Below are 12,465 nucleotides of genomic sequence, written 5' to 3' on the forward strand. Positions count from 1 at the left end.
CCATGGAAGACGCGGTTATTCTCTCGGCGGTCCGTACTCCCATTGGACGCTACGGCGGTGCCCTCAAGGACGTACGCCCAGATGATCTGGGGGCACTCATCATTCAGGAAGCTCTGGAACGCGCGCACGTTACGCCTTCAGATGTGGAGGATGTTATCTTTGGCTGTGCCAATCAGGCTGGCGAGGATAACCGCAATGTAGCGCGTATGTCTCTTCTACTGGCGGGACTCCCCATAGAGGTCGCGGGACAGACTGTCAACCGCCTCTGCGGCTCAGGTCTGCAAGCCGTGAATAGCGCTTCTCAGGCTATTCAGGCTGGCGCGGGCGATACCTTTATCGCTGGTGGGGTTGAAAGCATGACACGCGCTCCCTTTGTGGTAGGCAAGAGCGAGAGTGCCTTTGGCCGCTCTATGAAGCTCGAAGATACAACGCTTGGCTGGCGTTTCATCAATCCCCGCCTTGCCGCCCTATACCATCCCTATAATATGGGTGAGACAGCAGAGAACGTCGCCGAACGGTATCATATCAGCCGCGAGGAACAAGATACGTACGCACTGAGTAGTCATCAACGTGCCATCGCGGCACAACAATCCGGCAGGTTCGCGCCCGAAATTGTTTCTGCCTCCATTCCCCATAAGAAGGGAGAAATGCTTCTTATCTCGCAAGATGAGCATCCACGCCCAGATACCTCTCTAGAGAAGCTAGCCCGCCTTGCACCGGTCTTTCGACAGGGTGGAAGCGTCACTGCAGGCAACTCGGCAGGCATCAACGATGGGGCGGCAGCTCTAGTTCTACTCTCGCGCTCACGAGCACAGCAACTTGGCCTCAAGCCTCGGGCACGAATCATCGCAACGGCGGTCGCGGGTGTTGATCCCGCATACATGGGCCTGGGGCCAATACCCGCGACACGTAAGGCTCTCCAGCGTGCGGGACTGACAATGAAAGATATAGATCTGGTCGAGCTGAACGAGGCTTTCGCCTGTCAGGTTCTACAATGCGCCCATGAGCTCGATATCAACCCTGATATACTCAATGTCAATGGGGAGCTATTGCGCTTGGACATCCGCTTGGTTGTAGTGGCGCGCGCCTCCTTGTCACTCTACTTCATGAACTGGAGCGCCGCAACGGTCGTTATGGGTTAGCGACTATGTGTATTGGTGTTGGACAAGGCATCGCGACAATCATTGAACGTCTCTAAATTGCCTATCATATACCACAAGGACGCATGCAAATGGTCAACGACCACTAATCATGCGTCCTTCTTGCGCCATTGCAAATATTTCCAGCTTCAGGCTACAATCATCCACCTACTTGACATAGATCTCTTCCCCCTGTAACGCGGAGACATAGGCTTCACGCAACTTGGGAACTGTTTCATAATCAGCCATCCTGTCCGGCTCGATCCAGCGCATATCTGTTGCCTCCCAGTCAATGACGACGGCATCGTCAGTCTCGACCTCAAAGAGGAAAGGATGGACATAGAAATGGCGTCCCAACTCCTGATCAACATGCTCTACCACGCCTCCACGTCGCAGCATTCGAAGTTGCGCCTGCGTTAACCCGGTTTCCTCCTGTATCTCGGTGTAGGCTTGCTGTTCAGGTGTTACCCCCTCCTCAACAAAGCCACTAATACCAGCCCAGCGACCATGATAGCTACCAACCTGCTGACTCCTTCGAACCAGAAGTAGTCGTATCTCATCGCCTTCTCTCTTCTGAAGAAAACATGTCACAACATGGGTTGGGCGTAGAACCGATTTCGGTACTGCCTTCTTCGAACTTTGAACATTCATCGGCCTTCCTACCTCTCTGCACTTTCCAGGTTAGTATCTCTCCGAAAACCTGAGCGCGCCTTGCCTCCACATGAGGGTCTGCACGCCCGTGTAAGCTGCATTGCCCCCCTCCAAAGAGAGCGCAACACACAGCATTCCTGGTCACATAAAAATCTCTAGTACGATGACAGCTACAAGTAATTTCCGTTATACTAACTACATTACATCTGAAATCAAGGGTGGCATAGAAAAACTCCCTGCTAAGGGCAATTTTCTCGCTTACCCGCTTTATGCCACGCAAAACCCTCATTACAGGTAATGAATTACATGAACTTACATCCGTCAACTGTCACAACAAGAGGCTCTATTCCTGATAGTACCACTGATAACCGTCAGGCATGGTATGCGTTTCTGCTCCCCTGGTGGAAAGCAGCACAAAACATCCTTTTCTTATACTTTATCACACGCCTGATCTTTCTTCTTCTTACCTATTTCGGTGCTTCTCTCTTCCTACTTCCCAACTATTCAATTGAGCACCTTAACCTTGAGGATGCATTCCATATGTGGTATCGCTGGGATACGGTTCGCTTTCTTACCATCGCTACCGATGGCTACACGAAGGTCCAGTATGCTGCCTTTTTCCCCCTCTACCCAGCGCTGACCGCTCTACTCAGCCATATCATGCCCTTTCAAAGCTTGCTCCTCTCCGCCATGCTTATCTCAAACATAGCTGCTCTTGGGATGATGCTGGTACTCTATCGCTTTGTCGAGACCGAATTCGGTATTGAGACAGCTCGGCGAACTGTCCTTTATCAGGCCATCTTCCCAACCGCGTTCTTCTTCTTCTCTGGCTATAACGAGTCTCTCTTTATTTTTCTGATGCTTTGCTGCATCTATGCGCTACGCCGTGGAGCCTGGTGGTTTGCCGGACTCTTTGGCTTCCTGGCAGCTCTCAGTCGATCCATCGCGATTCTGCTTCTTCTGATCTTTGTCTGCGAATATGTGCGCCAACACTGGCCCACTTTACGCGCCCAACTACGCCCACTCAATCTCAAGGCACTTTTCGCTCACATTCCAACATTGTTCCCAGCTCTCTTCATTCCTTTAGGGCTGGTTATTTATATGCTTGGGCTTACGGTACACCTGGGCGATCCACTGGCCTTCTCCCACGCGCAGGTTGACTGGCGGACAGGTCTTGTCATACCTGGCATGGCTCTCTATCAATCCATCGAACAGATCATCATCCACTATCCCTTGAGCTTCTCTACACCTCATGTTCTCATCGATTTTGGCTTCTTTATGGGATGTGCCGCACTCTTTTTTCTGGCAATCTTTAGTCATGACCGCTTCGCGCGAGATCAATGGCCGCTCCTAGTTTTCTGGGGTTTCGCTCTCCTCTATGCGATCCTCTGGCCGGGTGTTCCAGGCCTCCCTGGACAGGGCTATGATCCTATGCCCTCAACACAACGCTTTGTACTCGAAATCTTTATGGCCTTTATCATGCTCGCGCGCCTGAGCATCCGCCATCCCAGGCTGCACCTGAGTTACGTCCTGCTCGCTCTGCCCTTTCTAGCCGTCCTGACTCTTCAGTTCCTTCTGGGATACTGGACTGTTTAATCTCCTATCTCTTCTCACTCTCCATAATGTAGAGAGTGAGAAGAGATACCACCTGATATAGAATGAGATTATACTTTCCCTTTGGGAAATGGCCTCTTTCTCACTCCATCCCCCATCTTTCGTCCTTGACGTATCGTCAACACTCTTATATAGTATGCTTGGCACATCGTATGCCTTCTTATACATAGCGAGCGTACGCATACCTGTACGTTTCCTTGTATGATTCAATGTACGCTTTCTCGCACACCAAGCTATACTATGCAACGAGATGCAATCGTACATATTCCGCGCACCCCCCTAGAGAAGGTTCGCAGAAAATACACCTTTTATCTTTCTATAATGTATAATTCGATTGTACGTTCCATCTCTTTCGCTAAAGCCATGAAAGCACACCATTGAAGATCATCATATCAATGGCACTATTCCATTCTGCATTGTATTCTTGCAATTTTGATGGAATGACAAATTTATACTGCTATTCCCAAGCCTGAAATGGCCTGTTTACCTTGTACGACCGGGAGGTAGGCCGTCGTGTCATCACAAACTATCATTGTATCCATGATCGCTTTAGTCGTTGGTGCTATTTTGGCCCTTTGCGTTGGTTATCTCTATGGAAAAACAAAGAGTAAAGCCAACTACGAAACCAATTTGCGCGAACTACGCGAGAAAAGCGAACAGAAATTATTAGATGTTCAGACCGAACAAAGGCAAGCCCTGCGCGAAGCACGTGAAGAGACCGCACGCTTTCGAGCAACTATAGAGAAGGAAAACGCGGAGCGGCGCTCTGAACTTCAACGCCAGGAACATCGCATCCAAACAAAAGAAGAGAATCTAGAACGCAAGATGGACACCCTTGAACAACGTGACCGCAAGTTAATGAACAAGGAGCGCTCTCTTGACCAGGCGCATGATGAGGTCGAGGATCTTAAACGCCATCATCTCAGCGAACTAGAACGTCTCTCGCAAATGACCGAAGAGCAAGCGCGCGAGCTTCTCCTCTCGCGTGTCGAGAGCCAGGTTCGTATCCAGGCAGCACAGCGCACACGCATGATCGAAGAGCAAGCACGTGAGGAAGCTGAGGCGCGAGCACGCGAGATCATTACTCTCGCGATTCAACGCTGCGCCTCGGATCAGGTCGCCGAAGCCGTCGTTTCAGTGGTCCCCCTTCCCAACGACGAAATGAAGGGGCGCATTATCGGGCGCGAGGGCCGCAATATTCGCGCGCTTGAAGCCGCTACAGGCGTCGACCTGATTATTGATGACACGCCAGAGGCGGTCATTCTTTCGGGCTTCGATCCTGTCAGGCGCGAGGTTGCCCGTCTCGCCTTAACCCGCCTTATCATTGATGGACGTATCCATCCTGCTCGCATCGAAGACGTGGTAGCCAAAGCTCGTCAGGAGGTTGACAGCATCATTCGTGAGGCTGGCGAAAACGCTGCGATGGAGGCTAATGTTCATGGCTTGCCCCCAGAACTACTCAAAATTCTGGGTCGCCTCCGCTTCCGCACAAGTTACGGACAGAACGTGCTCTTCCACTCAGTAGAAGTCTCGATTCTGGCCGCGACCATTGCTCACGAAATGGGTGCCGATGTCAATGTGTGCAAGACCGCAGCCCTGCTCCATGATATGGGTAAAGCTATCGACCAGGAAGTTGAAGGTCCACACGCCATTATTGGTGGTGAGGTAGTACGCCGCTTCGGTAAATCACCGCGCATTGTTCATGCCATTGTGGCTCACCACGCCAGCGAAACTGAGCCGCAAACGCTCGAAGCCGCTATCGTGCAGGCCGCTGACGCGATCTCGGCAGCTCGTCCTGGAGCACGGCGCGAAACCGTTGATCTCTACATTAAGCGTCTCGAAGCGCTTGAATATATCGCCAACTCATTCACAGGCGTAGAGAAATCCTTTGCGATTCAGGCAGGGCGCGAGATTCGCATTATTGTGAAACCTGAGGAGGTTGACGAATTTACCGCCTCACAACTCGCTAGTGAGATCGCGCACAAGATTGAGGAGAGCCTCGATTACCCAGGGCAGATTAAGGTCTGTGTTGTTCGCGAAACTCGTTCTGTCGACTACGCTCGCTAGCGCCAGTGGACAAGAGATGGTTACTCCGTTATCAAGATGATAACAAGAAAATTCATTGCGCTCCTGGCATTCACTCCATATGAATGGTGTAATATATCTTCATCGAAGGCTATATTACACCATTCAAACTATATAAGGGGGACCATGGCTAATACCGTTGATTTACACACTCATTCGACCGCTTCAGATGGCATCTATGCACCAGCAGAACTTCTCCGTCAGGCACATGCGGTCGGGCTTACGACGCTAGCCCTTACCGATCACGACACTAGCGATGGCCTGGATGAAGCTATAGAGGCTGGGAAAGCCCTTGGCATTGATGTCATCCCTGGCATTGAGCTCAATACTGATGTAGATGGCAATGAAATCCACATGCTCGGCTATTTTATCGAGTACAAACGCCCGGCGTTTCAGGCAATTCTAAAACGCCTGCGAGACTCACGGGTCCACCGTGGGCAACGCATGGTCGAGAAGCTCAATGAGGCTGGCATTCACATTACTTGGGAACAGGTACGCGCCATCGCGCAAGGCTCGGTAGGGCGCCCACACGTAGCACGAGCCCTGATGGATGCCGGCTATGTACGAAGCATTCCAGAGGCATTTGAAAAGTATATCGGCAATGGTTGTGTAGGCTATGTCCCCGTTATCGGCTCACTTCAGAAGATGCGGTGCGTCTAATTGCCAGCGCGAATGGGCTACCCGTTGTTGCGCACCCTTTTGATTATCCAGGTCTCACTCGCATGCGCGAATGGTTACCGCAATTGCGCAAAGCCGGGTTAGTAGGGCTGGAAACCTATTATGGTTACTACTCGCCCGAACAAGAAAAGGCCATAAAACAACTGGCCGACAAGTATGATCTGATCCCGACCGGAGGAACGGACTTCCACGGTCCAGGCATTCACCCAACGCCATTAGGTGGTCGCTACGTCCCCTATGCGGCAGTGGAGCGCCTGAAGGCGGCTTCGGCCCAACGACAGGGACAAGAGCCGCCTACGTTTGAACTTCCACCCCCCACCGAGTAGTGTCTCAGATCGAGGCTATCTCACTCTAGACGCGCCAGATAGCCTCTTTCCACCCTCTTTCTCGCCAGTGACTTCGCTTCTCCTGGCTCTCTTCCGCCGGATGCTTTCTTAAACGCTCTTCCCGCGCACGCGTCTCCATCAGCAAGCTAGCCGCGATGGCGGCGATTTGCTCACTGCTTGGCTCGCTTTCGTTTGCCTGTTCCTCCGCAAGCTGTTTCTCTTTGCGCGTATCCCACTCCTCCGCGATATAGTCGGTTGACATATCTCCAGCGATAAAGCGGGGCTGCTCCATTAACCAGCTAGCAAAAGGCAGTGTCGTCCGCACACCCACGATCTTGTATTCCGCCAATGCCCGCCGCATACGCGCAATAGCCTGCGCGCGATCCTTTCCCCAGACAATGAGCTTGGAGAGCAAAGGATCATAATACAGGGGCACTTGCAAACCAGCGTAGAGGCTGCTATCGACACGGACTCCAGGGCCGCTTGGTTCCTGTAGAGCTGTCACAATCCCTGTCGCGGGAAGGAAGCGATTATCTGGGTCTTCAGCAGAGACACGACACTCAATAGCTGACCCACGCAATACAATATCATCCTGGGTAAAAGAGAGCGGTAGTCCAGCAGCAACGCGCAACTGCTCTTGCACTAAATCGACACCAGTACACCACTCAGTGACTGGATGCTCAACCTGGACGCGCGCATTCACTTCCAGGAAATAAAAACTACGATCTGGTCCCACCAGGAACTCAGCGGTTCCCGCGTTAACATAACCAATAGAGCGGATCAACTGTAACGTAGCTGAGGTCATCTGTTCGCGCAACTCAGCATCCATAATTGGCGATGGACATTCCTCAATGAGTTTCTGATGGCGACGCTGAATACTACACTCACGCTCACCTAGGTGAACCACATTGCCATGCGTATCCGCGATAAACTGCACCTCGATATGACGCGCTGGCGTAATAGCCTTCTCCAGGTAGACACGCGCATCTCCAAAAGCGCTCTGTGCCTCACTGCGTGCCGCTCGTAAGGATGAGAGTAGCTCTCTCTCCTCACGCACCAGGCGGATTCCCTTGCCACCACCTCCGGCGGCGGCCTTCAGGAGAATCGGATAACCCAGATCTCTCGCTGTCTCCAGCGCAAGTTGGTTATCCTCCACATCTGACATAGCACCGGGTACTATCGGCACGCCAGCGGCTTTGGCGGTTCGGCGAGCGGCGGTCTTCTCTCCCATAGCGAGCTGTGCCTCCACTGGAGGCCCCACAAAAATTAAACCCGCACGCTGGCAAGCACGCACGAACTCAGCATTCTCTGCTAGAAAGCCATAGCCCGGATGCACAGCCTCCGCACCAGAACGCTCTGCGACCTCTATAAGCGCGGGAATATTCAGATAGCTTTGGGTAGCTTGAGCTGGCCCGATATGATAAGCCTCATCCGCCATACGCACATGTAAGGCATCGCGGTCAACATCACTATATACAGCTACGCTCCGCAAACCCAACTCACGGCATGCACGTATTACGCGCAACGCGATCTCACCACGATTCACAATCAGTACTTTGCGAAACGGCCAGCGGTCAAGAGAATCAACTTGCATATGAAGGCTCCTTCGACTTCGGTAATTCTTTCACGACACAGTATAGCATCACTTGATACTCAAAGACTAGGAAAAATAGGCCACTCTCCTGAGCGAATATTCCTTTTCCATTTAAAGTACGCTACACTCCAAGGTAGTCTTTACAAATGTGTCTAATACCACCAGGATGAAGTGTGTTGTAACACACAACTCTTTATGACCTTACACCAGCTGCCTGCGGAGGACATAGCTTACCATGTTTAGATCCATCGCCAATATTCCAATCTTTCGCCGCCTCTTCTATGCCTTCTTGCTGGCGGCAGTTGTTCCAGGTATCATCATCATCATTCTTGGATTCGTCTTCACAAATGCGCTTTCTGGCCGTAGTACAGAACTTCGCTACTCGGCACAAATGGTACAGGATAGCGCTAATGTGAAATCCAAGATCCAGTTGTTGAGCAACCAGCCGAGCATGAGCTTCCCAGACTGGACCGATGGCAATGCTTCAACGGATCGTGTCAATAATGCTATCGATAATATGCAACAGCAGACAACGGACCTGGAACAAACCATCAAGGCTTTCAAGCAGAATTATACGCTTGAGGCTTCACCTCAGATGAAAAGTATTTATAACTCTCTCACAACCGATAGTAGTGAGACACAGCTTCCACAAGAGCAGAGTCAAAGCCTGGATAATATCACCAATAATCTGTGGCCTGCCTACAAAAACGCTCAGTCAAACTTAATCAAGCATCTCCAGAGCCAGCCCAATAACAAGAAACAACTCCAGCAGGATACCGAGACGCTCAATAAACAATACACAGCCCTGGATAAAGGCTGGGCAAGTGTAGATGCCCAGTCAACAAACGTGAGCGCCCTACTGGCAACCCCTGGCGCCTCGATCACCAATACGCTCATTCTGGCAACTATTATCGCCTTCCTGGTCACCATCATGATCGTTATCGTTATCGGTTACATTGTGAACCGCACGATCACCGATCCCCTCCGCCAACTAGCCAACCTGACCAAGCGTATCGCTAAAGGCGAGACCAACGCCCGTGCGAACATCCACGGGCGCGATGAGATTTATACCGTCGCGACGTCGATGAATAACATGCTTGACAATATCGTACGCCTGATTCAAGAGACCCAGTCCCAACGTGACGTTCTCCAGGGACAGGTAGAAAAGCTGGTAAGTGAGGTTAGTGGTGTTGGTGAAGGTGACCTTCGCGTACAGGCTGAAGTGACAGCCGACGCCCTTGGTGTTCTGGCCGACTCCTTCAACTATATGGTCGAAGAACTGGGTAGCCTGGTAGTCCGAGTCAAAATGGTGGCTGAAGAGGTTGAGAAATCTACGACCTCAACGCTTGATCGCATGACACAACTAGTGGAAACAGGCGATGTACAAATTCATCAAATGGGTGACGCTGAGACTGAAATCGAGCAACTCGCCTCTTCCAGTCGCCAGGTAGCCGAGCGCTCCCAGGTCCTCTACACTGTCGCTAATCAAGCACGTACCGACGCCCGCTCTGGCAGAAACGCAGTGCAACAGGCCATTGAGGGTATGGGACGTATCAATGAGAACGTGCAAACGACCGCTATGAAGGTTCAAACGCTAGGGGAACGCTCGCGCGAAATCAATGAGATTGCCGAAGTTATCTCAGGTATCGCGCATCAGACCAACAGACTCGCTCTCGACGCGGCCATCCAGGCCGCGATGGCCGGTGAAAACGGTAAAGGCTTCGGGGCAGTCGCGGCTGACATCCGACGTCTGGCGGAGCGCTCAAAAGAGCAGGCCGGTTTCATTAACCGCCTGGTTCGCAGTATTCGTGAAGACATCGGTGCTGTGGCCGTCTCTATGCAAGATACACAACGTGAAACATCCGGTGGGGCACAGCTCACACAGGAAGCCAGCGTCGCTCTGGGCTCGATCTTCGCCGCCATTGAAAACCAGGCGCGTGAAATTGATGGTATTAACCAGGTTGCTACTCAGCAGCTTGAGTCAACCAGCGCGGCTGTAAACCTCATGCATGCCGTCTCTGAATCCACACGTCAAAGCAATACTAGTACACGTAGCGCCTCCGAGAACATGGAACGCCTGGCACGCCTGGTTGAACAGCTACGCGCTTCGGTAGAAGCCTTCAAGCTCCGCGAAGGCCAGGATTATATCGCGCCTAGCAGCACAACTGGCGTCTCTGCCGAAGAGCTTCCAAATGGCACACTATCACAGTTAAGTGGAACCTTCCGCACTGTTACCGCAACAGCTCAGCCGATGTACTCCAATGATTCGGAGAACCGCAACCAGGAAAATGCCTATGCTTTCCGCCAGCTTCCAGGCGCTGGTCAATTCTCCCCAGCCCCCCAATCCAGTGATTGGAACTGGAACAATAACGCTTTACCGGCAGGTAATAGACAGCCTTTCCCCAGCGAACCCCAGCAAAACGGCAACGGCAATGGCTACAATCCCGACTATCAAAACAATTTTAACAATTCCAATTGGTAGCATAGATGCCATAAAAGAGGGGAGGCCGGTGAACTTCACCGGCCTCCCCTCTTTTATGGCATACAAGCAAACAAAATTTATGCCCCTTGTTGGTATCGCTGCCGCACAGCTTCATAGAGGATAATACCGGCGGCCATAGCTGCATTGAGGGACTCAATACCAACTGCCTGGGGAATAGCAACGGGCACCGTTGCAAGTTCGCGAGCCTGTTGTGAGGGTCCATGAGCCTCATTGCCAATAATCAGAGCAAAGGGTTGCGTCAGGTCGAGATCAAAATAGATGTGAGCGCTCCCAGCCTCTGCCATCAGGACCTTCCCAGATGCGTGAGCCTCTACACGAAGCCGGATCTCATCCCATGACAAATTTCCCTCAATGGGTAGGAAGAGATGAGCCCCTGCTGCCGAACGTACAACCTTTGGATTGAAGACATCTACGCAGTTTGGCGTGAGCAGGACACGCTCAACATCTGCCGCCAGCGCAGTACGTATGATCGTACCCATATTTCCTGGATCAGACAGGTCATCAAGAATTAATAGGGCTGGACGGATAGCCTCTGGACGACGGCGCACCACAGATTTCGCCCCAAACGTAGCTAGCTCCATCACACTGACAACCCCTTGCGCAGTCTGCACATCACTGATTGCTTCTATGACACGCTCGCTAACCTCGATAAGCTGTTGTTCCCTAATGCCAGACTCTCTCAGACGCTGGAGAAGCTGGAGTGTCTCCGGCTGGCGCTGCATCATCCCTGGCTCATAGTAGACTTCATATGGCAGCATATCCGCATCGAGAAGCGCAAGCAACAAATGCGGACCCTCCATAAGAAATAGCCCACTCTTCTTACGTCCTCGCGTAGTATGTAGGCGCTGTAGTTGGCTGATACGTGGATTGGTGACACTACTAATCTGTGTCATTGACACCCCCCTTCAGCTTGCTCCTTATTGAGCGCGTGAACTGTGGCATTGGTTTTCGTAGTAAGGCCTGATAAACCCAGTGTAGGACAGGACACATCTCCGCTTCAGCATCAATTTCAGTTAATAAGAATGCGCCGGAACCTTGCCTCAGGTTCCGGCGCATATGTTTGTGTTTTTGCTATCTGGCGAACGCGCCGTGCTTACTTTACAGCTTCCAGAGCGGTCTTGACGATCGCGCCAAAAGCTGCCTGATCGTTGACGGCCATCTCAGCCAGGATCTTGCGGTCAACATCAATGTTAGCGACGTGAATGGCATGCATCAGATTGCTGTATGAGACGCCATACATGCGCGCACCAGCATTGATACGTGTGATCCACAGGCGACGCATATCGCGCTTGCGATTGCGGCGGTCGCGATACATGTACGCCATTGAGCGCATGACTGATTCATGCGCGGGACGGAACAAGCGTTTGCGTGTACCACGATGTCCTTCAGCAAGCTGTAATATTTTTTTGTGCTTCTTGTGGGCTGTTACGCCACGTTTAACTCTTGGCATAGTTCTTTACAATCCTCCGGTACAATCTCAACAACTAGAAGGCATAAGGGAGCAGGCGCTTCAAACGGCGTGTATCAGCGGTCGCGAGCTGATACTTCTTGTTTGCGCCACGAATAAGTTGAGCGGACTTGTTGCGGCGGAGGTGGTTAATTGCCACCTTACGACGCAGGAACTTGCCAGAGCCGGTCACCATGACCCGCTTTGCCATTGCTTTGTTTGTCTTGAGTTTCTGCTTCATGACTCTTCTTTCTATGCTACTGGCGGGGTAAACTATACATTCTGCATGCTATACGTAACACATACACACAGTCGCGAGATAACAGGCGTAAATATGTTTACAACACAAAAACGACCTCTAACCTGATCTTCAGGAGAGGACGCTTGTACCTATCCCGCACGCTTGATTGTTACTCTTTATACGAGAA

The 12,465-nt window shown here is 51.7% G+C and carries 10 protein-coding genes and 1 pseudogene; 6 read left to right on the top strand and 5 right to left on the bottom strand.

Annotated features, from left to right (window positions below; genetic code table 11):
* Positions 1–2 precede the first annotated feature (2 nt).
* Positions 3–1,198 (top strand): annotated as a pseudogene (locus K3T82_RS10615) (thiolase family protein).
* A 109-nt stretch (positions 1,199–1,307) separates the two neighbouring features.
* Here the strand turns inward: K3T82_RS10615 and K3T82_RS10620 are convergent.
* Positions 1,308–1,790 carry an NUDIX domain-containing protein gene (locus tag K3T82_RS10620; protein ID WP_220193447.1) on the bottom strand — a complete coding sequence of 161 codons (483 nt, stop codon included), beginning with the start codon at positions 1,788–1,790 and terminating at the stop codon, positions 1,308–1,310.
* Between the two features lie 306 nt (positions 1,791–2,096).
* Between K3T82_RS10620 and K3T82_RS10625 the strand changes: the two genes are divergently transcribed.
* The 4 genes from K3T82_RS10625 (at position 2,097) to K3T82_RS10640 (ending at position 6,493) form a co-directional block, all read left to right on the top strand.
* Positions 2,097–3,386, top strand: coding sequence for a mannosyltransferase family protein (locus K3T82_RS10625; protein ID WP_220193448.1), 1,290 nt, complete (start codon positions 2,097–2,099; stop codon positions 3,384–3,386).
* A gap of 531 nt (positions 3,387–3,917) precedes the next feature.
* Positions 3,918–5,471: a ribonuclease Y gene (gene rny, locus K3T82_RS10630; protein ID WP_220193449.1), complete on the top strand. Its 1,554-nt coding sequence runs from the start codon at positions 3,918–3,920 to the stop codon at positions 5,469–5,471.
* Between the two features lie 144 nt (positions 5,472–5,615).
* The gene (locus K3T82_RS10635) at positions 5,616–6,149 is read left to right on the top strand and encodes a PHP domain-containing protein (protein ID WP_220193450.1); all 534 of its coding nucleotides are present in this window, start codon (positions 5,616–5,618) and stop codon (positions 6,147–6,149) included.
* On the top strand, positions 6,140–6,493 hold the full coding sequence (locus K3T82_RS10640; protein ID WP_220193451.1) for a PHP domain-containing protein: 354 nt from the start codon (positions 6,140–6,142) through the stop codon (positions 6,491–6,493). The genes K3T82_RS10635 and K3T82_RS10640 overlap by 10 nt, the downstream gene beginning before the upstream one ends.
* 25 nt (positions 6,494–6,518) lie before the next feature.
* Here the strand turns inward: K3T82_RS10640 and accC are convergent, their stop codons facing one another.
* Positions 6,519–8,087: an acetyl-CoA carboxylase biotin carboxylase subunit gene (gene accC, locus K3T82_RS10645; protein WP_220193452.1), complete on the bottom strand. Its 1,569-nt coding sequence runs from the start codon at positions 8,085–8,087 to the stop codon at positions 6,519–6,521.
* Between the two features lie 235 nt (positions 8,088–8,322).
* On the opposite strand from accC, the gene K3T82_RS10650 reads away from it, so the two are divergent.
* On the top strand, positions 8,323–10,569 hold the full coding sequence (locus tag K3T82_RS10650) for a methyl-accepting chemotaxis protein (protein ID WP_220193453.1): 2,247 nt from the start codon (positions 8,323–8,325) through the stop codon (positions 10,567–10,569).
* A 77-nt stretch (positions 10,570–10,646) separates the two neighbouring features.
* Here K3T82_RS10650 and K3T82_RS10655 read toward each other — a convergent pair whose 3' ends face one another.
* The 3 genes from K3T82_RS10655 to rpmI all read right to left on the bottom strand — a co-directional run bounded on the left by K3T82_RS10655 (position 10,647) and on the right by rpmI (position 12,278).
* Positions 10,647–11,483, bottom strand: coding sequence for a TrmH family RNA methyltransferase (locus K3T82_RS10655; protein WP_220193454.1), 837 nt, complete (start codon positions 11,481–11,483; stop codon positions 10,647–10,649).
* A 200-nt stretch (positions 11,484–11,683) separates the two neighbouring features.
* Positions 11,684–12,040 carry a 50S ribosomal protein L20 gene (rplT, locus tag K3T82_RS10660; RefSeq protein WP_220193455.1) on the bottom strand — a complete coding sequence of 119 codons (357 nt, stop codon included), beginning with the start codon at positions 12,038–12,040 and terminating at the stop codon, positions 11,684–11,686.
* Between the two features lie 34 nt (positions 12,041–12,074).
* On the bottom strand, positions 12,075–12,278 hold the full coding sequence (rpmI, locus tag K3T82_RS10665; protein ID WP_220193456.1) for a 50S ribosomal protein L35: 204 nt from the start codon (positions 12,276–12,278) through the stop codon (positions 12,075–12,077).
* Positions 12,279–12,465 lie beyond the last annotated feature (187 nt).

Source organism: Ktedonospora formicarum (assembly GCF_016587355.1).
Lineage (GTDB): Bacteria > Chloroflexota > Ktedonobacteria > Ktedonobacterales > Ktedonobacteraceae > Ktedonobacter > Ktedonobacter formicarum.